22 protein-coding genes are annotated in these 21,626 nt (G+C 45.2%); 16 read left to right on the forward strand and 6 right to left on the reverse strand.

Features of this window, described 5'->3' with window-relative positions; translation table 11 throughout:
- Positions 1 to 29 precede the first annotated feature (29 nt).
- Complete coding sequence (gene arsC / locus ACR1R9_RS09525; protein WP_433921233.1) at positions 30 to 449, forward strand: arsenate reductase (thioredoxin); 420 nt, start codon at positions 30 to 32, stop codon at positions 447 to 449.
- A gap of 126 nt (positions 450 to 575) precedes the next feature.
- Here arsC and ACR1R9_RS09530 read toward each other — a convergent pair whose 3' ends face one another.
- The 3 genes from ACR1R9_RS09530 to ACR1R9_RS09540 all read right to left on the reverse strand — a co-directional run bounded on the left by ACR1R9_RS09530 (position 576) and on the right by ACR1R9_RS09540 (position 3,697).
- The gene (locus tag ACR1R9_RS09530; RefSeq protein WP_433921232.1) at positions 576 to 1,286 is read right to left on the reverse strand and encodes a DUF421 domain-containing protein; all 711 of its coding nucleotides are present in this window, start codon (positions 1,284 to 1,286) and stop codon (positions 576 to 578) included.
- Positions 1,287 to 1,488: 202 nt separating this feature from the next.
- Positions 1,489 to 3,003 (reverse strand): DHA2 family efflux MFS transporter permease subunit, encoded by a 1,515-nt coding sequence (locus ACR1R9_RS09535; protein WP_099856041.1) that lies wholly within the window; start codon positions 3,001 to 3,003, stop codon positions 1,489 to 1,491.
- A 79-nt stretch (positions 3,004 to 3,082) separates the two neighbouring features.
- Complete coding sequence (locus ACR1R9_RS09540; RefSeq protein WP_099856039.1) at positions 3,083 to 3,697, reverse strand: TetR/AcrR family transcriptional regulator; 615 nt, start codon at positions 3,695 to 3,697, stop codon at positions 3,083 to 3,085.
- 856 nt (positions 3,698 to 4,553) lie between these two features.
- On the opposite strand from ACR1R9_RS09540, the gene ACR1R9_RS09545 reads away from it, so the two are divergent.
- Entirely contained in the window at positions 4,554 to 4,868 is a 315-nt protein-coding gene (locus ACR1R9_RS09545; RefSeq protein ID WP_175382246.1) for an ArsR/SmtB family transcription factor, read from the forward strand.
- On the forward strand, positions 4,865 to 7,363 hold the full coding sequence (locus ACR1R9_RS09550; RefSeq protein WP_433921231.1) for an FAD-dependent oxidoreductase: 2,499 nt from the start codon (positions 4,865 to 4,867) through the stop codon (positions 7,361 to 7,363). Before ACR1R9_RS09545 ends, ACR1R9_RS09550 begins: the two co-directional genes overlap by 4 nt.
- A 130-nt stretch (positions 7,364 to 7,493) precedes the next feature.
- Here ACR1R9_RS09550 and ACR1R9_RS09555 read toward each other — a convergent pair whose 3' ends face one another.
- The 3 genes from ACR1R9_RS09555 to ACR1R9_RS09565 all read right to left on the reverse strand — a co-directional run bounded on the left by ACR1R9_RS09555 (position 7,494) and on the right by ACR1R9_RS09565 (position 9,470).
- Entirely contained in the window at positions 7,494 to 7,754 is a 261-nt protein-coding gene (locus tag ACR1R9_RS09555; protein WP_433921230.1) for a cupin domain-containing protein, read from the reverse strand.
- A gap of 207 nt (positions 7,755 to 7,961) precedes the next feature.
- Positions 7,962 to 8,789: a helix-turn-helix transcriptional regulator gene (locus ACR1R9_RS09560; RefSeq protein ID WP_076289295.1), complete on the reverse strand. Its 828-nt coding sequence runs from the start codon at positions 8,787 to 8,789 to the stop codon at positions 7,962 to 7,964.
- Between the two features lie 321 nt (positions 8,790 to 9,110).
- On the reverse strand, positions 9,111 to 9,470 hold the full coding sequence (locus ACR1R9_RS09565) for a MerR family transcriptional regulator (protein ID WP_433921229.1): 360 nt from the start codon (positions 9,468 to 9,470) through the stop codon (positions 9,111 to 9,113).
- A gap of 101 nt (positions 9,471 to 9,571) precedes the next feature.
- On the opposite strand from ACR1R9_RS09565, the gene ACR1R9_RS09570 reads away from it, so the two are divergent.
- The 13 genes from ACR1R9_RS09570 (at position 9,572) to ACR1R9_RS09630 (ending at position 21,612) form a co-directional block, all read left to right on the forward strand.
- Positions 9,572 to 10,282, forward strand: a complete 711-nt coding sequence (locus ACR1R9_RS09570) for an SDR family NAD(P)-dependent oxidoreductase (protein ID WP_433921228.1) — start codon at positions 9,572 to 9,574, stop codon at positions 10,280 to 10,282.
- A 297-nt stretch (positions 10,283 to 10,579) separates the two neighbouring features.
- Positions 10,580 to 11,302 (forward strand): TetR/AcrR family transcriptional regulator, encoded by a 723-nt coding sequence (locus ACR1R9_RS09575; RefSeq protein WP_175382242.1) that lies wholly within the window; start codon positions 10,580 to 10,582, stop codon positions 11,300 to 11,302.
- 27 nt (positions 11,303 to 11,329) lie between these two features.
- A complete protein-coding gene (gene map, locus ACR1R9_RS09580) occupies positions 11,330 to 12,076 on the forward strand; it encodes a type I methionyl aminopeptidase (RefSeq protein WP_076289299.1) in 747 nt (248 codons plus the stop codon).
- Positions 12,077 to 12,254: 178 nt separating this feature from the next.
- Positions 12,255 to 13,382: an N-methyl-L-tryptophan oxidase gene (gene solA, locus ACR1R9_RS09585; RefSeq protein ID WP_076289300.1), complete on the forward strand. Its 1,128-nt coding sequence runs from the start codon at positions 12,255 to 12,257 to the stop codon at positions 13,380 to 13,382.
- 262 nt (positions 13,383 to 13,644) lie between these two features.
- A complete protein-coding gene (locus ACR1R9_RS09590; protein WP_076289301.1) occupies positions 13,645 to 14,112 on the forward strand; it encodes a hypothetical protein in 468 nt (155 codons plus the stop codon).
- Positions 14,109 to 15,185: a CehA/McbA family metallohydrolase gene (locus ACR1R9_RS09595; RefSeq protein ID WP_433921227.1), complete on the forward strand. Its 1,077-nt coding sequence runs from the start codon at positions 14,109 to 14,111 to the stop codon at positions 15,183 to 15,185. The genes ACR1R9_RS09590 and ACR1R9_RS09595 overlap by 4 nt, the downstream gene beginning before the upstream one ends.
- Positions 15,182 to 15,934, forward strand: coding sequence for a glycerophosphodiester phosphodiesterase (locus ACR1R9_RS09600; protein WP_076289303.1), 753 nt, complete (start codon positions 15,182 to 15,184; stop codon positions 15,932 to 15,934). Before ACR1R9_RS09595 ends, ACR1R9_RS09600 begins: the two co-directional genes overlap by 4 nt.
- Entirely contained in the window at positions 15,919 to 16,983 is a 1,065-nt protein-coding gene (locus ACR1R9_RS09605) for a substrate-binding domain-containing protein (protein WP_083678901.1), read from the forward strand. The genes ACR1R9_RS09600 and ACR1R9_RS09605 overlap by 16 nt, the downstream gene beginning before the upstream one ends.
- Positions 16,959 to 17,783 carry an ABC transporter permease gene (locus tag ACR1R9_RS09610; RefSeq protein ID WP_433921224.1) on the forward strand — a complete coding sequence of 275 codons (825 nt, stop codon included), beginning with the start codon at positions 16,959 to 16,961 and terminating at the stop codon, positions 17,781 to 17,783. The genes ACR1R9_RS09605 and ACR1R9_RS09610 overlap by 25 nt, the downstream gene beginning before the upstream one ends.
- A 42-nt stretch (positions 17,784 to 17,825) precedes the next feature.
- Positions 17,826 to 18,866 carry an ABC transporter ATP-binding protein gene (locus ACR1R9_RS09615; protein WP_099856016.1) on the forward strand — a complete coding sequence of 347 codons (1,041 nt, stop codon included), beginning with the start codon at positions 17,826 to 17,828 and terminating at the stop codon, positions 18,864 to 18,866.
- Positions 18,867 to 18,880: 14 nt separating this feature from the next.
- On the forward strand, positions 18,881 to 20,047 hold the full coding sequence (locus ACR1R9_RS09620) for an extracellular solute-binding protein (protein ID WP_433921223.1): 1,167 nt from the start codon (positions 18,881 to 18,883) through the stop codon (positions 20,045 to 20,047).
- Entirely contained in the window at positions 20,044 to 20,883 is an 840-nt protein-coding gene (locus tag ACR1R9_RS09625) for an ABC transporter permease (RefSeq protein WP_433921222.1), read from the forward strand. The genes ACR1R9_RS09620 and ACR1R9_RS09625 overlap by 4 nt, the downstream gene beginning before the upstream one ends.
- A gap of 189 nt (positions 20,884 to 21,072) precedes the next feature.
- Positions 21,073 to 21,612: a glycerol-3-phosphate responsive antiterminator gene (locus ACR1R9_RS09630; protein WP_099856012.1), complete on the forward strand. Its 540-nt coding sequence runs from the start codon at positions 21,073 to 21,075 to the stop codon at positions 21,610 to 21,612.
- Positions 21,613 to 21,626 lie beyond the last annotated feature (14 nt).

Below are 21,626 nucleotides of genomic sequence, written 5' to 3' on the forward strand. Positions count from 1 at the left end.
ATTCAAACCACAAGGAGAAGATGATGAACATGAGCAAAAAAACACTTTATTTCCTATGCACAGGCAATTCGTGTCGGAGCCAAATGGCTGAAGGTTGGGCTAAAAAGTACCTGAGTGAGGACTGGAACATTTATAGCGCAGGAATCGAAGCACACGGTTTGAATCCAAAAGCAGTAGAAGCGATGAAGGAAGTAGGTATCGATATTTCAAGTCAGACATCGGACATCATTGACTCCGAGCTACTGAACAGTGCAGATTTCGTCGTCACATTATGCGGGGATGCGGCAGATAAATGTCCAATGACCCCTCCACAAGTGAAGCGAGAACACTGGGGATTCGATGATCCCGCGAAAGCGCAAGGTACAGAAGAGGAGAAATGGGCTCTATTCCAAAGGGTTCGTGACCAGATTGGGGAACGGATACAGACATTTGCTGAAACTGGAAAATAACACAAAAAGCCGGGAGTAACTTTTCCCGGCTTTTCGTGTTTGAAAGGAATACTTGAAAGAAAATACTATGGATCTACTCAATATGCGAATCACTCAGACGGATATTCTACGGAGAAAAGTTAAGGTTTATGTCATATTTCTAATGATCGTTCGATTTTTCTTCCTCTTACTCGGTATGATATAAAGTGTTCCATCCTCACCATATTCTGCGTAAGCTATATCCTTAATATTGTCATATCCCTGCTTTTGCATCTCAATTCTTACCTTATCCGTATCCATTTCCTTTCCTTTCATCGACATTTTCAGTAATTCTCCTTTATCAATCACTGTAATAGCAAAACTATCGGAAGGTGTTTCGAGTCCCAAATCTTGGGCAGATGGTGGTTCATATTCAGGTTTGCGAAGGACGGACAGAGACCCATCTATTTCTAAAACGGCATGTTTGACCTCTTGAAGCGAAAAAACACTCTGCTTTCGAAGCATGGAGAGTAATTGTTTATACTCAATATCATATTTCTTGAGCAAGCTCTGATTTACCTCTCCATTATCAATTAAAAGAGCAACCCGTCCTTCTGCTACATAGCCGAATTTTACAAATCGGGTGGTTACTTTCTCAAAAAGGTAAGAGAGGGCACTCCAGACTGCCAATGCATATATAAGTTGAGATATGTTTACCTGATCATCGTAAAGCGTATTTCCTACAATTTCACTGAGTACTAAGGAAGATAGGAAGTCTAGTGGTGTAAGTTGGCTGAGCGTTTTTCTACCAGTTATAAAAGTGATGGCCCATAGCCCAAAAAAGCTAATTACTAGCTTGATAGTTAATTCCATAAACATAATTACCTAGCCTCCCAAGTGAACAGATCATTGATGAATATATACCCGGTCGATTAGATTGAAAACATACATAACATATAAGTTTAGAGGAGAGAAAAAATGGAGCCTGCTATCTTAACGATAGTAGGCTCCATTTTTATTATATATTCTTTAATTTAGTTTCTTATTTTGGCTGCGTTCTGTTTTGATCAATTGCTTTTAATTAATTTACTGCGGGTTTTGTTTTAGATTTACCCTGCTGATTTTTTAAAGCCTCGACAGGTTCATCTTTGACTTCCGCTCGTTTAATGAAGAAAACTAATATTAATGCGACAATATTAATGCCAAGAGCGATATAGAATGAATATTGGATTCCGGCTAATAACGCTTCTTGGGTTAATAAAGCTTTATTGGCTGCTGTCAAAGTTGTTGGATCAACACCAGTCATTAAATCTTCAGCTTTTGTTTTTGTCACCGAATTCATAATCGTAATCAGAATAGCCGTACCAATTGAACCGGACACTTGCTGAGCTGTATTGTTGACAGCTGTACCATGTGGATTTAAGCGTGTTGGTAATTGATTCAGGCCGTTAGTCATAATAGGCATCATCACCATTGCCATACCAAACATACGCAGAGTGTACACAAGGATAATATAAGTGTGAGTCGAGTCGATTTGCAGGTTTGCCAACATGTACGTTGAGATCGCTGTAATCGTAAGCCCGATTATGCCAAGAACACGTGGGCCATATTTATCAAACAGTTTACCTGTAATAGGTGACATAATCCCCATGATTATCGCACCTGGCAACATCATTAAACCTGAATCAAGTGGTGTAATACCTCTTACGTTTTGTACGTATGCCGGTGTTAAAATCATTCCGGAAAACATCGCTACTGCGTTTACAATCGCAATAACAGAGCCAAGGGCAAACATCGGATACTTGTAAACTCGTAAATCCAATAATGGTGTTTCCATTTTCAATTGACGGACAACGAAGGTGATCAGGGCAATAGCTCCGACGATTAAAGTGATTAAGACAACTTGATCTGTCCAGCCATCTGAACTTGCAGAGCTGAACCCATATAACAAACCACCAAAACCGATGGAAGATAATATGATCGAGAAATAGTCCAGTGTTGCATTTTTGTTTTGCTGCATTACATTTTTGGATTTCCAAATTCCTAACAGTAAACTAATGACGGCTAACGGTAAAATCATTTCGAAAAGTAAACGCCAGTCATAATATTCTACAATGAAACCTGATAATGTTGGCCCGATTGCCGGGGCGGTAATCATAACTAACCCGAAAATACCCATTGCTGTTCCGCGTTTTTCTCGTGGGAAACTTACCAGCATAATATTCATTAACAGTGGTCCCATTACTGAAGAGCCTGCTGCTTGAACCATTCTTCCTGTAAGCAATAAACCAAAGTTTGGTGCAACGGCTGCTATGGCCGTACCTAAAGTGAAAATGGTCATGGAAGTAATAAACAAACTTCTATTGGAGAAACGTGTTAATAAAAATGCTGACGCCGGAATTAATATACCACTGACCAGCATATAGCCCGTAGACAACCACTGGATCGTGGAATAATCTTTAATGTTCAAATCCACCATGATGGATGGCAGCGCTACATTTAAGAGCGAGTTATTTAGAAATGAAACAAATGCACCGATAAAAAGAATCGCAATCATTAAATATGGTGGTTTTTTTTCGTGTAAAGCTGAATCCATATATGTCTTTTCTCCTTTTTTGACACTTCATTTAATCCCAGAGCTCGTTTAAATATATGTGTATAAATATTTCTATCTATTAAATTTTTTTAAATCCTCTTTTTAGCAGTTCCATTTGCTCACCATAATTTTTTGAAGCTTCTTCATAGGTTAAATCCTTTACGAACACTTGAATCAGGTTATCAAAAGTGACAGCTATAATAATTTTTAAAATATGCTGCAATTCTCGTTCCCCTTGTATATTCAAAGTTTCCGTATTCATTAACCCAATGATAGGTAAAAGATGGTTATCCCGATTTTCTTCATAGATGTTCTTCGTAAATGTTTTTTCCGTTTTATAATTCATATTTAAAAAGGCATTTCTAAAAAAGTTTTTGTGTTCTTGATTGGTGTGATTCTGAATCATAAATTGAAATGAATCAATAAAAGCTTCGAATACATCTCCGTTTTTCTCCTTTAAAGCTGCAATAAATCGGTCACTATTTTTTTGTGAGGATTGGTTCAACAGATAATAATATAGGTCCTCTTTTTCCTCGAAGTATTGATAAAAACTTCCTCTAGAGATCCCCGCGTCTTTGATGATATTGGCAATGGATGCTTCGTGTAATGGAACTCGAGAAAATTCCCTTTTGGCACATTGAATTAACGTGTCCTGTTTATCTTTCGATAAGTGAAAAAATGTTTTTTTTGGCAAATATGATCCTCCAATCTTAATAAGTGACACCGTGTCACAATTGCTGATTAATGAATTATATATGACACCAATGTCATACGTCAACAATAAAATGACACCGTGTCATATGTTGAAAAGGCACCTCATGATGCATGGGCTCGGAATCCGACGTTTCGTATAAAAATTCAACCTGGAACTGGAAACACCGCAATAATCGGCTATTCCCACATTGAGCAGGAGTATGAGTTAACGGCTACGAGTGGGGATTAAAGCCCGCATTTTCGTGACTAGCGTGGACGCCTACGATTCCTACTTTTTTGAAATTATGAAGGTATTTCAATAAATTTGAAGAATACCCTAATAGAGATAGAATATAAATTTTAAAAGGGGAATGAAATGAATAAACGGCTTACTAAGAATATACCGATATGGTTTCTTTTTGTGGGGATCGTGGTATTTATTCTACTGTGTATTAATTTTTTTGAAATGAATACTAGAATTAATATGCTTGCATTGGCAATTTTGAGTTTTGCTAATACATTTCGATTGTGGAAGAGTGAACGTCAGTCAGCAATGATGTTTCTATTGCTGGGAGTTCTGTGTATGTTCTTTCTTATCAGGTCTTTAATTTTATATTGATTCCGCAGAACGGGAATTATTCATTCATGATATAAGGGCAGTTAAAAAAACCGATAAACACCACATCTACTGTGTGTTTATCGGCTTTTCTTAAATGTCTTGATAGTACTGGATCTAATAGTATTTGATACGACATTCTACTGATTCTAAGTGGAAGTTAAACAGGGGAATGAAAATATTTTGACATCTCAATTTAAATATCGTAATATTACGATATAACGATTCGGGAGGGGTATTTTTGAATACAGAAGCTTTTGATAGCACTAATTTAAAACAGTTCGATGAACCTGCTAATTTACTGAAAGCTTTATCTCATCCAATTCGCCTGTGCATTGTGCGCGGGTTGATGCGAAAAAAGAAATGTAACGTTTCATATATGCAGGAGTGTCTGGACCTTCCCCAATCAACAGTGTCTCAGCATTTGCAGAAGCTGCGTAGTGCAGGTATTGTAGCGACTGAGCGCAATGGCCTTGAAGTAAATTACGTGCTTGCCGACCAACGGATTGAACAAATAATACCTATTTTGTTTGGAGAGGAAGATTGTGAATCATGAGTAAAAAAGTACTGATTGTGGGCGGAGTAGCGGGTGGTGCATCAGCAGCTGCCCGTCTGCGCCGTCTGGATGAACATGCCGAAATTATCATATTTGAGAAAGGTCCCTATATATCGTTTGCCAATTGCGGCTTACCTTATTATATTGGTGGCTCGATCGAGGATCGAGAGCGTTTGCTGGTACAAACTCCCAAAGGTATGGTCGATCGATTTAATATTGATGTACGTACTCAAAGTGAGATCATCGCTATTGATCCGCATACTCGTACAGTTCAGGTACAAAGCCAGGAGCGCGGTCAATATGAAGAAAGCTATGACGAATTAATTTTGTCACCGGGTGCCAAGCCAATCATTCCAGATCTGCCGGGTACGGATAATCCACTGATTTATACAGTGCGCAGCATTCCAGATATTGATCGGATCAAGAAGCAAATAAATTCATCTAACAACGCATCATCAATTGTTATTGGTGGAGGGTTTATTGGTGTTGAAATGGCAGAAAATTTGAAGGAAGCCGGATTGGATGTAACGTTAGTAGAGGGTAATGGTCAGCTACTCACTCCATTTGATGCTGAACTGGCCGCAGCATTGGCACAGGAAATGGAGCAAAATGGGGTAAAGCTGCTGTTTTCCCAACGTGTTCAGGGCTTTCAGGAACTTGAGCAGGGAATTGGTGTTGAGCTTGCAGATGGTCGTATTCTGACAGCTGACCTGGTTATTCTTGCGATAGGAGTAACTCCAGATACAGCTTTTCTGAGAAATAGCGGAGTTTCCCTAGGAACACGTGGACATATTATGGTCAACGAAGCACTCGAAAGCAGTGTGCCACATATTTATGCTGTTGGCGATGCAATCGAAGTAACTGAAACCATTCATGGCACAAAGACAGCTATTCCGCTTGCTGGACCTGCCAACAAACAGGGACGCATTGTTGCAGATCGAATTGCTGGACTAAGTTCCATCTACAAAGGAACACAAGGGACAGCCATTATTAAAGTGTTTGGAATGACCGGGGCAGCTACAGGCAGTAATGAGAAAACACTAAAACGTCTCGGCATCGATTATCGAACTGTAGTCGTGCATCCTGCATCTCATGCATCGTATTATCCGGGTTCCAGCGCGATTACTCTTAAACTACTGTTTACACCGACAGGTAAAATTTTAGGCGCACAAGCAGTTGGTTATGACGGTGTGGATAAACGGATTGATGACATTGCTGTATCCATTCATTTTGGGGGCCACATCAGTGATTTGACAGAGCTCGAGTTGAGTTACGCGCCACCGTATTCTTCTGCGAAAGATCCAGTTAATATGGCTGGTTATGCAGCTGAAAATATTACGGCTGGACGTGTTGAAACGTTCACCTATGATCAGCTATCTGATCGCCAGCTGGAGCAATCGATATTGTTGGATGTACGCAGTGAGCTGGAGCATCGCAATGGGAATATTCCGGACTCCATAAATATTTCAGTGGATGAGCTTCGTCAGCGGTTAGATGAATTAGACCCAACCAAAGATATTTGGGTATACTGCCAGGTTGGTTTACGAGGATATACAGCTTCGCAGATTTTGCGTCAGCATGGCTTTAATGTGAAAAATCTGAGCGGAGGTTATAAGACATACCGCCAAGCACAATTTCAGCCTGCTCCAATTCCTATGAGAAACGATGAAAATAATGACGGGCAGGATCAGAACAATAATCCGATACATGCTGTAAAGGAAACAGAGCTCTCCAATCCAATCTCTGCACAGCCACAACGTATCGATAATGAGTTGAACGTGTGCGGTTTAAGTTGTCCCGGTCCGCTGATACAACTCAAGCAGAAAATGGATCAACTATCGAATGGAGAGACACTGCGGGTGAAAGCTTCCGATCCAGGATTTTATGAAGATGTGAAAGCATGGACAACGATGTCTGGTTCCTCACTTCTACACTTGGAACGATCCAAAGGCGGTACTATTGAAGCGGTAATTGCCAAGAATGCTGCGCAGACCGTATCTTCAGCTATGGAAACTCCTAAAGAGGAGCCTGCGAGCACGATGGTTGTCTTCAGTGGTGATCTAGATAAAGCGATTGCTTCTCTGATTATTGCAAATGGGGCAGCAGCAAGTGGACGTAAAGTAACCATGTTCTTCACTTTCTGGGGATTAAATATTATTCGTAAGCATCAGCCACAGCCTGTATCCAAAACAATGATCGGCCGCATGTTTGACATGATGTTACCGCGCGGCAGCCACAAGCTTGGCATGTCCAAAATGAATATGCTCGGAGTTGGACCAAAGATTATCCGCGGCGTTATGAAGAATAACAATGTTGCTTCTTTGGAAGAACTGATGCAGACCGCAACTGAGCAGGGAGTTGAGTTTGTCGCTTGCCAGATGTCCATGGATTTAATGGGGATTCAGCATGAAGAATTAATGGATTCGGTTAACATCGGTGGAGTGGGTTACTATCTGGGGCAGGCAGCTCATGCAAATCATAATCTGTTTATATAAATCGGTTTGTTAGTAAACCATTCAGCTGTTCAGTCACATATGTTATCTTAAAAAGCAAAAGTCCCTTCATTGCTGAAGGGGCTTAGTTTCATTTATTACAATGTCCGTTCGATGAAACGTAGTTGGCTATTTATGCGGACTCAGTCCCGCCAGTATCTACTTCACTTTTAGGTTCCATCAACATGATATGACATTCCTTTTCGGCGGAGGGTTTGATCTCGAGTCCCTTCGGGACAATAAACATCTCATCCTTGGAAATCCTCACCTGACCATCACGAAAATCAATGATCATCTCACCCTTAATCACGAAGAATAACTTATCGGTTTCGGGATGAACATGCCATTCATAATCCCCGTCAATTTTAACGATCTTAAATTCATGGTCATTCAATTCACCAATTAGTTGGGGTGACCAATTATCTTTTATTTTAGATAGTTCTTCGCTTAGTTTAATCGCTTGATAATGGATAGTAAGCCCTCCTTATTTTTCACCTTCGATATAATGCTGTATACGCAACTCAAGCCATGATGATGTTTTCCTTGGTCTGCCATAAGTATACTGATTTAATTTTGGCTTTAAAATGGATGCCTGTTGAAGTTAACATGGATTATTGATGAACTTTTGTCGATATTCACTAGGCGAAAAGCCAAATTGTTTCTTGAACACTTTACTAAAATAAAAGGGGTCAACAATTCCAACGGTTTGTGCAATTTGCTGTATTGGTACATCACTTGTAAATAGCATATTTTGCGCCCTGTTGAGACGGTGTTTTAATAGATATTCTGCCGGTCCCATGCCTGCATGTTTTCTAAATATGTAAGAAAGTCGATTTCGATTAACGTTATATTGTTCTGCGAGTGATGTTATGGTAAGGCCATGATAGTAGTATTCATGAATATAATTAGATACCCGTTCGAATAAAGCCTGTGATTCACTACTCATTTGTCTATTTGCCACACTTATTAAGGCTTCGTTCAGCACATCGCGAAAAAGCATTTCAGTCTGAAACATTGAAATGCCGCCACCCTGATTGTACACATGCCAAAGCTGCATAATTAGTTCGATAAGACGAGGGGATTGTCCCGTTGATAATTCAAAATGCTGATGGGAAAAGCTTGACTCTTCTAATTCCGAGCTGCATATCCGGTATAAAACAAGGATATATTCCCAATTGGAGTTATCAAACGTTTTTTCATCCAATTTCATTTTTGCCCCACCATGCACCACTTTTCCTGGCGAAAGGATATAAGGGGTATCATTAAATTGAAATTGTATCTTTCCTGTAAGGGGAAATACAAATCCAGGAAAGGAATCGGTATAGTCAGCGTGAGTCACTCCTGGATTTGTAGCATATCGATATATTCCCTCTACTTGAAAAGGAATGTGTGCAAAATGTTCTGCTAACTGATTCACGTCTATTTTCACGTTGTGTACCTCATTTCGATAGTATCTCACTCCACATTATTGATAACAATTCTCATTGTCAACCTATTTAAACAATAGTTTGATTAAGCTAACGAGCAGGTAAATTTTTCATTTGTGGATAGATGGTATATGTTAATCTTTAGTAAGATAATGACTAATAGAAAATATAAAGGGAGATCGATGTTGAAACTTTAGCTTATGCGAACTATAGCTAAATAAAATGAAGAAGGCAGACGATCAAACGTGATCGTCTGCCTTTTTTGGGTTCAAAGTTCTAATTACATGAAATTCAAAAGTTTTGTCTTTAGGAAAAGACTTATCTTAATAATTTTCTCCGCGATAATAGCGCTCCAGTTTATGGTCCAAATGAACGAGCTGCGCTTTTTTCTCCTCGATATCTTCCAGCAACTTTTGCCTTTGATCTTGAATCAGTTTGGTTCTTTCCGGCAAGGTTGAGGTTCCTTCATTTACTTTGTCATAATACGTTTTGATATCCTCCAAACTCATCCCGGTTTCGCGAAGACATTTGATAAAAACCAGCCAGTTCAGATCATCTTCGGAGTAAAGACGGTTATTCTGCTCACTTCGCGCAGCAGGCGTCAACAGTCCCTTTCTTTCGTAAAAGCGTATCGCGCCAATAGTGATACCGACTTTCTTCGCTACTTCTCCAATCGTTAACATGCTAACCCTCATTTATCGAAATTTATGGTTGACCTACACTAAGTGTAGCATAGTAACTTATACATTGTTAATGAAATCAAATTAGAGAAAAGAGGATTCACATGAAGAAGACCGCTTTTGTAACTGGAGCAAATAAAGGTATCGGATTCGAAATTGTTAAGCAATTAGGTCAAGCCGGCTGGAAAGTCCTCCTTGGTTCACGTAGCGCTGAACGGGGCGAAGCGGCTGTTTCCGAGTTAACTTCCGAGGGGTTAGACATAGAATTTGTGCAAATCGACATGAGTGACTTGAAAAGTATCGAACGGGCAGCTACTACAATTACTAAGGATTATCCGGACTTAACACTTTTGATCAATAATGCGGGTATGCCGGGTGCTTTCTCGGGTTCATTTACGGATACCAAAGAGGAGAATCTGAGGAACGCTTTTGAAGTCAACTTTTTTGGAACCTTTCGTCTGAACCAGCGTTTGTTCCCGTTAATCAAAAATAATGAAGGCACAATCGTTAATGTATCGACCGACATGGCTTCTCTGGATCATATGCAAAATGCTGGATTTGCTTTAAATGCTTTCGATTATAACTCATCCAAAACGGCCAACAATGCTATGACTGTTTCGATGGCTTATGAACTTAAAAGCAGCAGGGCTCAAGTATTTGCTGTAACGCCTGGATTCACATCAACAGATCTTAACGGAAATGCTGAAGGCGGTAAATCAAAAGAGGCAGCTGCTGCGATTATCGTGGGTTATGCGACAGATGGCAAACATCATAACGGCGAATTCTTGAATGAGCAAGGTGTGTACGCTTGGTAATCCACATCTTCAAAACAATGGTATCCAAATGTATTTTGGTTAGAGTAACATTCAACGGCTAATCAAGGAGTGAAATGGGGCGAGTTAATTTGGAAGGACAAGAACTAAGTGTTAGAATGCTTTGTCATTATGTTGTGGTAAAGCTATATACTTGTTAAGTAACAGACATATTAGGCCGGGGCACCCGCTTAGTATGTCTGTTTTTCCGTAATCCTCCAGCTAATTCTTGTTATTTGCAAGCTAATGTTTTATATTGACATAAGAGTAGGTCAAAAACAAAAGAGGTGAGCCGACGAGATGACTCCACGCACGAAAGAACAAAACGAAGAGATCCGGCTGCGGCGTCTGGCGCAAATCCGTAAAGCCGCTGCCGATGTGTTTTTGAATAAAGGGTCTTTACTCGAAATCAGAGATGTGGCCATTGAGGCGGGACTCGGATATGGCACGGTATACCATTATTACAGCAATAAAGGCGATTTGCTCCATGATCTGCTGTGGGACGCATTGGAGCGGGTCGGGGGAGCACCAGTAGCCCCGCACACTTCGACTTCGGGGGAGGAGCCAGCGAATAGGCCCCTCGCCTTTGCTTCTGCGGTAGATACTAGGAACTTAGCTGTCGCGGATTTCCAAAGCGGAAGCCACGAAACGACCGCTTCCGCAGAACTTGGCCCCGTCGCGGCGGCCAGCGTGCGGTTGCTGCAGCTCTGGGCGGAGGACCACGCCCTATACCTGCTGTATAAGCTGGCTCTTGAGGGCTTTACCTCGCTACCTGAAGCACGCTCGACCAAGCTCACGGCTGCTTTTCAGGATGAGGTGCTCGCTCCGTTTGCTGCGCTTATGGACACCGAGCATGCGGCGGACGAGGATGCCGCTTCCGGCGGAAATGTGGCGGAGCAGCCCTATCGGCTGCAGCGCGCGGAAATGCTGCTGGCTGCCTTGGTTGGCTGCGCCTCGCTATCGATGCGTCGCGAAAAGCTGTACGAAGAGGCAAGGGATATCGTCCGGTTCTTAAAATTATAGGATGCCTAAGGAGTGAATAAACACAAGATGATCATTATAAAATCACCTAAGGAAATTGAAGAAATGAAGCCGGCGAGCCAAATCGTTGCGGACTGCTACCGCGAGGTGACCAAACTAATCGAGCCCGGCATTACCACGCTAGAAATCAATGATTTTGTTGCCAGACACATCACTAAGCTGGGTGGCAAGCAGTTTACGAAAGGCTATAATGGTTTCCCCGCCGAAACTTGCATTTCGATCAACGATGTGGTGGCCCACGGCATTCCTTCGAAACGGGTAATCATGGACGGAGACTTGCTAAAACTCGACATCGTCGTGGAATACGGGGGATGGTTCGGCGATTCGTGTGTGAGCTATGCGGTAGGCAATATTCGGCCGGAAGTGCAAAAATTAATGAAGGTGACAAAGGAATGCTTGGATCTGGGAATTGCTCGGGCTATACCCGGAGGCCGGCTCGGCGACATAACCTCGGCGATTCAAAAGCATGCGGAAGCGCATGGGTACTCGGTGGTACGTGATCTGTTGGCACACGGGATCGGGCGGAGCCTGCATGAGGAACCGACCTATGAGCATATCGGCGTAGCCGGCAAAGGCATTCGATTAAAAGAAGGCATGGTGTTTACGATTGAACCGATGATCAACGAAGGAACGTTCCGTATCACGATCGACGACGATCAGTGGACGGCGAGAACGGCCGACGGCAAGTTGTCGGCACAATATGAGCATACGATCGCAATCACGTCGAATGGACCGCTGATTTTAACGGCTCAGTAATAGTAAATTTACGAAACTAAGAAAACCGCGTTGTTATGCGGTTTTTTTATTATGACTTGGGTATCATGTCCAGGATAGCGCAATTGTTAAGTGTTAATATCATTAGTAATATAGAAGAATACTAGCCATACTTAATACTTAAGTTACATGGGGATTTCTTACAAGGAGGCAACTTGCAATGCATTATGACGTAATTGTAATAGGAGCAGGATCAATGGGGATGGCGGCGGGTTATTTTTTATCCAAGAGTGGGAAGAGTACAGTATTAATCGATTCCTTTAACCCGCCCCATAACAAAGGCAGTCATCACGGAGAGACAAGAATTATTCGACATGCGTATGGTGAAGGTGAAAATTATGTTCCGTTAGCGCTCAAGGCTCAAGAATTATGGAATGACTTAGAGAAAGTGTCGGGAAAACAATTATTTCTCCCTACCGGGGTTATAAACGTGGGTTATGAGAAAACAGATTTTATCCAAAATATTATTTCAAGCTCAAAAACCTATTCATTGCCACTGGAGATTTTAGATTCCATTGAAGTAAATAAGCGCTGGCCTGGCATCAATTTACCGAACAATTACATTGGTTGCTACGAACCAACCTCAGGAGTGCTGAAATGTGAGGAATGCATTGAAGCATATCGAGAACTCGCAGAGCAAAACGGAGCTACCATCATAACCAATAGTAAAGTAATAGAAATCATGGTTCATGATGATAAAAGAGTTACCATCAAGACCGAAGATCATACTTTTAGTGCTAATGCGTTAGTAGTTTCAGCAGGGGCCTGGTCAGGAAGTCTCCTTTCCATGTTGGATCTAAATCTTCCTCTTAATCCTATTAGAAAAACATTTGCCTGGTTTGATACTAAAGATGATTTATATGATCATAAGGAGTTTCCAGCCTTTTCGTTTGAAACATCTCACGGGCATTATTATGGTTTCCCAAGCATCGATGGTTCCGGATTAAAATTAGGCCGACATGATGGAGGAGATACAATCGATCCAGATGAAGCCATCCTGGGATTTGGTGAACTAGAGGAAGACACGACAGATTTAAAACAATTTTTACAACACTATATGCCCTTTGCACAAGAATTGAAGTTCGGTAAAACGTGTATGTATACAATGACTCCTGACGAAGATTTCATTATCGATACACATCCTAACTATCCTAACGTTGCCATTGCATCAGGTTTCTCAGGACATGGCTTTAAATTCAGTAGTGTAGTTGGACAGATTTTAAGTGATTTGATTATATCAGGGAAAACGGAACATAATATTTCTCCATTTTCAATTAATCGATTTTAAGAATCCATTCAAGAGAAAATTTATGTGCTGCCACTCGCATGCAGTCCGAAAACAATCTAGCGATAAAAAGATAAAAAGACCGGTCTTCTTTTAATAGAAGCTCGGTCTTTTTTGCATTTACAGAATATTAACACGATGCAGATACGGATCTGATTTTTTCCGCGTAACATAAGTATTAGATGTGGGAACGGTCCCACATTAAGCAAAACGTTCATAACGTAAGTCATGAAGATAACGGATTAATGAAAGGTGGTGCGGCGCAATGAAGCTGCTGGATCTACAAGGATACGCATCTCCGGAGGATTCCAAAACACATATCCGCATTCCTTTTGAATTGGATGAGGGCTGCGTGAAGCTGAACCTGCGTTTACAATATACGCCGAAGACGCTCGAGAATCGGGAGAAGGCGCTACGGCTGCTCAAGGACAGCTACGATCTATACATTTTGCCGGAAAATCGGGAATACGCAATTGCCAATGCTGACCAGCATCTCCCCCTGAAAAATCTGATCACACTCTCGCTGGACGATGCGCGGGGATACCGAGGGGCGTGCCACCGCCAAGACGAGGTGCAGGATCTATACGTATCGGATCGAGAAGCTTCTCCCGGCCTTATGGCGGGCGAGCTGGTTCCGGGGCCCTGGAGCGTCACATTAAGCCTGCATTGTATCGTGACGGATACATGCGCTTATCGGCTGGAAGTCTGGACGACAGAGGAGGACTCGATATGAAGTGGTTCGCCTGTGAACTACATACACATACGCTGCACAGCGATGGCAGTCAGACACTGGGAGAACTGGCAGCGGGAGCAGCCAATCTGGGCTTCGATGCCATCGCACTGACCGATCACAACACGATGTCCGGCTTGAGCGGCAAAGCGGAAATCGAGCAGAGGTACGGACTACGAATCATCCCCGGTATGGAGTGGACAACTTTTTACGGCCATATGGTGACAATAGGACTGAGCGCTTTTGCCGACTGGCGTCAAGCGAATCGGGATGGAATCGATGAGGGAATACAGAATGTGCATCGCCTCGGTGGAATCGCTGGGCTTGCTCATCCCTTCCGAATCGGCAGTCCGGCCTGTACCGGTTGCTTCTGGGAATACGAGATTGGGAACTGGTCCGCTGTAGATTACATCGAAGTCTGGTCCGGCACGTTCCCTTCCATTCAGACGAACAATCGGCGTGCTTTTGATCTGTGGACTCACAAGCTGAATGAAGGATATCGGATTGCAGCCACTTCAGGCAGGGACTGGCATGCGCAGGGCGAGACAGACGATCCGATCTCTGTTACTTACCTCGGCATCGAGGACGAAGCAGTGACGGGGAACGGGGACTCGACAGCTCTTTGGCTCCATGAAGAAACGCTTATCCAAGCGCTGCGGGAAGGGCGTGCGTCCGTAACGATAGGTCCTCTGCTGACCCTGACGCTGGAAGCTGGAGGTGCATTCTATGCAATTGGCTCTACCGTTCCAACGGTAGTCGAGAGAAGGGAAGCTGCAGAGGAGCCGATCCGGGCGAACTTGATGCTGGACTTCTCGGCCCGTGCCGGACTGTGGTCGCTACCTAAGCAGGTTTACAGATTGAAGTTGTGTTCCAATCTGGGCGAGGAGTTTAATCTTGAAGTTCCGTCTTCGTCGGACGAACAGATGATGCAATTTGAAGCCCAACTGAAGGAATCCACTTCAGATGTCCCCCGCAGGTGGATTCGCGCCGAGCTGTGGGGAACTGTACGAGGCGTCCATGTACTGATCGCCTTTACCAACGCGATCTATTTCGAAGAAGGAGGATACCCGCGATGAACAAATTCCCGCTGATCACGGCCCATACTGGCTGCATGGGCCATCCCGATCATTCTTTCGAGTCACTTCAGGCAGCCCTAACACTTGGCGTAGATATTTACGAAGACGATATCCGTTCGACTCAGGACGGCGTGCCGGTGCTCGCCCACGATGACGACATCACTTTGGCAGATGGAAGCTGCGGCAGTCTTGCAGAAATGACACTGAAGGAGTTGAATACCGCTAGACTAGCGCCAATTACGACGCTTCAGGATGTGCTTGAGCAGATACGCGCAGCCGGCAAAATGATGAATCTTGATATCAAAACAGATAGCGCTCTGGAGCCGGTCTCCACTCTGGTGAATCGGATGGGTATGGCGGAGAGGGTGTTTCTCAGTGGCTGCGATTACGGGTCAGCGGTTAAAGCAAGTCGTTACGCTCCAAGCATACGCAGGCTTCTTAATGTGAACAAGCAAAGCTTCGGGAGTCTGAGTTACGGCGAGGCAGTGTTGCAGGCGTGTGAAAATGCTCGCGAAGCCGGCTGCTTTGGGATTAACATGCCGTATCAGGTCGTTCAACCAGAACTTATGGAAGCTGTGCAGCGGAGCGATCTGGCTATCTACGTCTGGACGGTTTCGGAGGCGGACGATATGCGGCGACTTGCACAGTTGGGCGTCGACTCGATAACAACCCGTGATCCGGCGAAGCTGATTGCCGTCCGGGAAGAGACGGATTTTGCAAAGGAGAATAGGGATTGGACAATAAGCTGAATCATAGTTTGCGGGAGCTGGCCCAACTGGCTGGTGTATCGAAATCGACTGCTTCTCGGGTTATCTCCGGGAATGGATATGCAAGTCCTGAAGTCCGGGATCGCGTTCTCAAGGCGGTCGAGCAGCTTCGCTACAAGCCGAGCGCCGTCGCCCGGGCGATGGTTGCCAAGCGCACGTACAACATCGGAGTCATCGTTTTCCGTGACCGACTTCCGATCGTGTCTCACACGCTGTATGGCAGAATCATAGACGAGATACTGATGTCTGCTGAAGAGATGGGCTACTCAATTTTTCTGAAGACCGATAGGGAGATGTCGCTGCGCTCCACCGATTATATGCTGGAACAGCGGGTGGATGGACTCATCCTGGTCAGTCGGCTGCAGAAGAACGTCATCGATTACGTCAAAAACTTCAATATCCCTTATCTGATGGTGAATGGATCGACGGAAGATCCGGACGTCGTGCATCTCGTGAGCAACGATGAAGCCGGTGGAGAACGGGCGGCACAGCACTTATATGACTGTGGACACCGCAAATTCTTTATCATCGCCGGACCGGGCGAACATCGGAGCCACTCGCTGCGATTGGAGGGCTTCCGAAAACGGCTGGAATCCCTCGGCGTTAGTTCTGAACAGGACGGATTTACCATTGTCGAGTCATCGGAATCGAGCTTCGACTCCGGTCGGAAGTTGATGGAGGAGCATTATGTGGCGTTCCGGGAGGGACGATACAGCGCTCTGTTCAGTACAAATGACATGCTTGCACTGGGAGCGATGAAGGTGCTGATGGAGCGCGGAGTCCGCGTTCCGGAGGAAGTATCCGTTATGGGCTACGACAATACCGAAGTGGCCGGCATGTACCATCCATCGCTGACTACCGTCAGCGTGGATGCATCTGGTATTGGCCGAGACGCGGTATACATTCTGGATCGCCTGATTAGCGGCGAGGGGAGCGTACCGCGCCTGATTGAATACGAAAGCGAAGTAATTGTTCGTCAATCGACGAATGGAAGGGAGGACGGAACATGTCTTGGTACTGGAAACACGTAGGTCCGAGAAGAATAATCGAATTTGTGTTGCTGACCGTGTTCGCCATTTTTTTCGCAGGTCCGCTGGTCAACCTGCTAGTGCTTGCCTTTAGTGAAAAGTGGAATTATCCGGATATTCTGCCCCAAGTATGGGGCTTCAAATGGTGGGAGTTCGTACTGGCAAAGGACGATATTGTCTCGTCGATCTCACTGTCGTTCCTTATTGCTACTCTGGTGACCCTGCTGTCCATCGTCGTCTGCATCCCAGCAGCGTATGCCTTCGCAAGACTCCAGTTTCCGCTGAAGCGGATGTTCCTGTTCTCGTTCCTGCTGACGCACGCTTTTCCGAAAATGGGGTTGTATGTTTCCATCGCAGTTCTTTTCTACCGGATTGGACTGATGAATACGCTGCTCGGCGTTGTGCTGATCCATATGATCAATGTGTTGATGTTCATGACCTGGATTCCGACCTCCGCCTTTCGCAACGTTCACCGGGCGCAGGAAGAATCGGCGCGGGACGTTGGGGCAAGCCCGTTCAAAGTGTTCCGCAGCATCACCCTGCCAATGGCGATGCCCGGCATCATGGTCGCTTCGATCTTCACGTTCCTCAATTCACTAGACGAAGCACAGGGCACGTTCCTGGTCGGTATTCCCGATTACAAAACAATGCCAATCGTCATGTACTCCATTATTTCCGACTTTCCGAGCAGCGAGGGAGCCGTATTCTCGATCATCCTGACGCTGCCGACTATTATTCTGCTGGTGGCAGCCCAGCGGCTGGTGAGCGCGGACGTGCTGGCGAGCGGTTTTCAAATGAAATAAAAATGTTTCGGTCGATATACCGAAGCAAAGGGAGGCAGAAGTATGCAGTTGTCTGTACGAGAGTTAGCCAAACGCTACAAAACGGGTGACGGGGTCAGCGGCATCAACATCGATATCAAAAAAGGCGAGCTGGTCACCCTTCTTGGTCCCTCCGGGTGCGGGAAAACTACTGTACTCCGAAGCATCGGCGGGTTTCTCGAACCGGACTCCGGTGACATCCTGATCGAGGGCAAGAGTGTCATTCAACTGCCACCGGAGAAACGGCCGACCTCGATGGTGTTCCAGAGCTATAACCTGTGGTCGCATATGTCGGTATATGACAATCTGGCCTTCGGCCTGAAGATCCGCAAAATGCCGAAGGAAGAGATCCGCACAGCGGTCGAGGATGCGCTCAAACTGGTCCGACTGTCGGGTTTCGAGAAGAAATATCCGGCAGAGCTTTCGGGTGGACAGCAGCAGCGGGTTGCGCTTGCGCGGTCTCTGCTACTGAATCCGGCAGTACTGCTGTTGGACGAGCCTTTCTCTGCGCTGGACGCCAAGTTGCGGCACGAAATGCGTGAGGAGCTGCGTGAGATCCAAATGAAGACCGGGCTGACAATGGTCTTTGTCACGCATGATCAGGAAGAAGCACTGTCGTTGTCCGACCGTATTATCGTCATGAATCACGGGCGCATCGAGCAGATTGCTCATCCGCAGCAGATTTACGATGAGCCCGCTTCATTATATGTCGCCGGTTTTATAGGCAAAATGAATTTCCTTAAGGGGGTGGCGGAAGGGGAGAGCATCCGGATTGGACATCTTCGCCTGCCGAACGAGAAGGGATTAAATGGACAGGTGACGGCTGCGGTCCGACCAGAAGACGTACAGGTGAGCAGTACTACGATGGGAGAAGGCGCTTTGGCGGGTAAGGTCAAGCAGGTCATGATTCTTGGACATTACGCCGAAGTTACCGTGGAATTGGTGGAATTCGGCATTATACGTGCTTTTCTGAACAAGGAATTCGTTGAGCAGCTGCAGGTAGGAAAAGACGTCGGCGTCTCGATCTCGAAAATGACCGGATTCCCGGTCGATGAATCGAACTGAGGAGGATGAATGATATGCGTATGAAAAAGCCATTTTTATCATTGTTGACTGTTGTGGGATTATCAGTGTCATTGCTGGCCGGGTGTGGAAACGGAAGTGAGATAAAAAGTACAACCACCACCGGGGGGAGCGCTGCTGCATCGAGCGATCAGGTGAAATTTAACTTCTACTTTACGGGCTCTCAGAACGTCAAGGATCTGTGGGATTCGCTGGAGCCAATGTTTGAGAAACAGCATCCGGATATCGACGTGAATCTGGTCTATATCCCGTCCGGTACTGGCGCTGAGCCGACCTACGACCGGATCGTGGCTGCCAAGAAAGCGGGTAAGGGCTCAGGAGACATTGACCTGTACGAGGACGGAATCACCTCCGTCGCGCAGGGCACCAAGGATGGTGTTTGGGAGCAGCTGAACGAGAAGGACATTCCTAACCTGAGCAAAGTTAACACGGACACGATGAAGGATGTGGACAACTTCGCAGTTCCGTATCGTTCGTCCGCCGTGGTTCTGGCCTATGACAGCAGCAAAATCTCCAATCCGCCAACTACGCTGGACGAGCTGTTGCAGTGGATCAAAGCCAATCCTGAGCAGTTCGCCTACAATGATCCGTCAACGGGTGGTTCCGGCAGCTCGTTCGTGCAGACGATTGTCTACAAGGACCTGCCGGAAGAAGACATCCACAACTCTGATCCGGCGATCATGGAGAAGTGGGACGGTGGTTTCGACACGCTCAAAGAAATCGGACCTTATGTCTACGGGCAGGGCATCTATCCGAAGAAAAACCAGGGCACGCTGGATCTGTTGATGAATGGGGAAGTGTCTTTAATTCCGGCCTGGTCCGACATGGTGTTGCAGCAGCTGAACGAAGGTTTGTTGCCGGATACAATTAAGATGCAGCAGATCACGCCGGGTTTCAACGGCGGACCAACGTACCTGATGGTCAACCAGGAGTCGGACAAAAAGGAAGCGATCAATGAATTCCTGAACTTTGTCCTGTCCCCTGAAGCGCAGGAAGTGATCGTTGACAAAATGAATGGTTTCCCGGGCATTGAGCTCTCCAATATGTCACAGGAAATGCAGAATAAGTTCGACGGTGTGGCCGAAGGCTTCCGCACGTTCAACGTCGGGGATCTGGGCACGGAGATTAACAAACGCTGGCAGAGCGACGTTGCTGCGAAATGAGTAAAGAAGCCAGACAGTCGATCACAGGCCTGGCGATGATGCTCCCCTCCTTCGCCATTCTGTTGATCGTCGTCATTATCCCGATTGTTCAATCCTTCATCATGAGCCTGAGCAACGGCTCGGGCGGATATGATCTGAGCCGCTATACGTATCTGTTCACTGATAAGGGGATGCGCAGCAATATCGTATTTACGCTTCGGGTGACTGCCATTACGTGCGTTGCCGTGATCTTGATCAGCTACACCCTGGCGATCTATATGCGCTTCAACCAGGGGCCGATCGTCAATCTGATTCGTAAAACGTACATGATCCCGCTGTTCATCCCTGGTGTTATTGCAACTTACGGTCTGATCAATTTGCTTGGCAATCATGGCTGGCTCGCCCGTATGCTTGAGGTGGTCGGGATTACGCTGCCACGCATCATCTTTGACGAGAAAGGAATCATCATCGCCAACCTGTGGTTCAACATTCCATTTACGACGATGCTACTCAGTTCCGCGCTGTCGGGTATTCCTTCATCGATCATTGAGAGTGCAAAGGACGTGGGTGTAGGCAGGCTGACGCTGTTTACCCGGTTTATTTTCCCTCTGTCATATAAGACATTTCTTGTTGCCCTGACCTTTGTCTTCATGGGGGTCATCGGCTCGTTCACTGCGCCCTATCTGATCGGAGCCAACTCTCCGCAGATGCTTGGTGTCTCCATGCAGCAGGTATTCAGCGTTTTTCAGGAGCGTGAACAAGCCGCAGCGATTGCTTTCTTCTCATTCCTGCTCTGCTCGGTGCTGGGTGCTTTCTACATCCGGTCGATGGCGGAAGAGGAAAAGGCGAAGATTTAGACGAGTTCCAAAAAGCTGAAGTGCTCCTTTATAGGGAGCGCTTTTCTTTTTTTTTGATGGAAAACAGGATCAGTACTTTCTCTATTTGGCAAAGGTGAAAATTAACAACCCGTTTACATCACAATGATACATAACGAATACTTTAGCTTTAACATTTAAGATGACAAACAAAGGAACGAGGACTCACACATGAAGAATTATCCGATCATAGCTTCCATCACGACAGATGAACAAATTTCACAAGCGATAGCAAGCGATGTGCAGCGAGTTATTCTGATGACAGGCAACATTACCAATCTGGGTTCAATCATAGAGAGTTTGCATCAAAGTGGCAAAAAAGCTTATGTGCATACCGAGATGGTATCCGGGATTGGACGAGATGCCTCAGCAATTCAATATCTTGCAGATGTGTTCAAAATCGACGGGATCGTGACGACAAAGAGCAACGCAGTTTCTGCGGCCAAGCAAGCGGGCATATTAAGCATTCAGCGCATATTCGCCATTGATACAGCAGCAATTACGACTGCGGTTCGTATGATTATGAGCTATAAGCCTGATGAGGTTGAACTGATGCCGGGGTTAATGCCTCGAGTTATACAAGAACTGAAAGAACGCATCTCGCAGCCTTTGATTGTGGGTGGCCTTATCCGGTATGAGGAAGAAATACAACAAGCATTAAAGAGCGGGGCAGATTTTGTTTCAGTAGGCCATGAGAAGTTCTGGAATTAATTAATTTCATACAT

This window comes from Paenibacillus taichungensis (assembly GCF_050994985.1).
Lineage (GTDB): Bacteria > Bacillota > Bacilli > Paenibacillales > Paenibacillaceae > Paenibacillus > Paenibacillus taichungensis.

What these genes read in the sequence shown, in the direction of transcription:
- ACR1R9_RS09630 (WP_099856012.1), top strand. Translation starts at nt 21,073, where the DNA reads ATGAAGAATTATCCGATCATAGCTTCCATCACGACAGATGAACAAATT.
- ACR1R9_RS09565 (WP_433921229.1), bottom strand. Translation starts at nt 9,470, where the DNA reads ATGTTAACGATTGGAGAAGTAGCGAAGAAAGTCGGTATCACTATTGGC.
- ACR1R9_RS09535 (WP_099856041.1), bottom strand. Translation starts at nt 3,003, where the DNA reads ATGGATTCAGCTTTACACGAAAAAAAACCACCATATTTAATGATTGCG.
- solA (WP_076289300.1), top strand. Translation starts at nt 12,255, where the DNA reads ATGCATTATGACGTAATTGTAATAGGAGCAGGATCAATGGGGATGGCG.
- ACR1R9_RS09570 (WP_433921228.1), top strand. Translation starts at nt 9,572, where the DNA reads ATGAAGAAGACCGCTTTTGTAACTGGAGCAAATAAAGGTATCGGATTC.
- ACR1R9_RS09550 (WP_433921231.1), top strand. Translation starts at nt 4,865, where the DNA reads ATGAGTAAAAAAGTACTGATTGTGGGCGGAGTAGCGGGTGGTGCATCA.
- ACR1R9_RS09615 (WP_099856016.1), top strand. Translation starts at nt 17,826, where the DNA reads ATGCAGTTGTCTGTACGAGAGTTAGCCAAACGCTACAAAACGGGTGAC.
- ACR1R9_RS09530 (WP_433921232.1), bottom strand. Translation starts at nt 1,286, where the DNA reads ATGTTTATGGAATTAACTATCAAGCTAGTAATTAGCTTTTTTGGGCTA.
- ACR1R9_RS09575 (WP_175382242.1), top strand. Translation starts at nt 10,580, where the DNA reads ATGACTCCACGCACGAAAGAACAAAACGAAGAGATCCGGCTGCGGCGT.
- map (WP_076289299.1), top strand. Translation starts at nt 11,330, where the DNA reads ATGATCATTATAAAATCACCTAAGGAAATTGAAGAAATGAAGCCGGCG.
- ACR1R9_RS09620 (WP_433921223.1), top strand. Translation starts at nt 18,881, where the DNA reads ATGCGTATGAAAAAGCCATTTTTATCATTGTTGACTGTTGTGGGATTA.
- ACR1R9_RS09610 (WP_433921224.1), top strand. Translation starts at nt 16,959, where the DNA reads ATGTCTTGGTACTGGAAACACGTAGGTCCGAGAAGAATAATCGAATTT.
- arsC (WP_433921233.1), top strand. Translation starts at nt 30, where the DNA reads ATGAGCAAAAAAACACTTTATTTCCTATGCACAGGCAATTCGTGTCGG.
- ACR1R9_RS09590 (WP_076289301.1), top strand. Translation starts at nt 13,645, where the DNA reads ATGAAGCTGCTGGATCTACAAGGATACGCATCTCCGGAGGATTCCAAA.
- ACR1R9_RS09595 (WP_433921227.1), top strand. Translation starts at nt 14,109, where the DNA reads ATGAAGTGGTTCGCCTGTGAACTACATACACATACGCTGCACAGCGAT.
- ACR1R9_RS09600 (WP_076289303.1), top strand. Translation starts at nt 15,182, where the DNA reads ATGAACAAATTCCCGCTGATCACGGCCCATACTGGCTGCATGGGCCAT.
- ACR1R9_RS09625 (WP_433921222.1), top strand. Translation starts at nt 20,044, where the DNA reads ATGAGTAAAGAAGCCAGACAGTCGATCACAGGCCTGGCGATGATGCTC.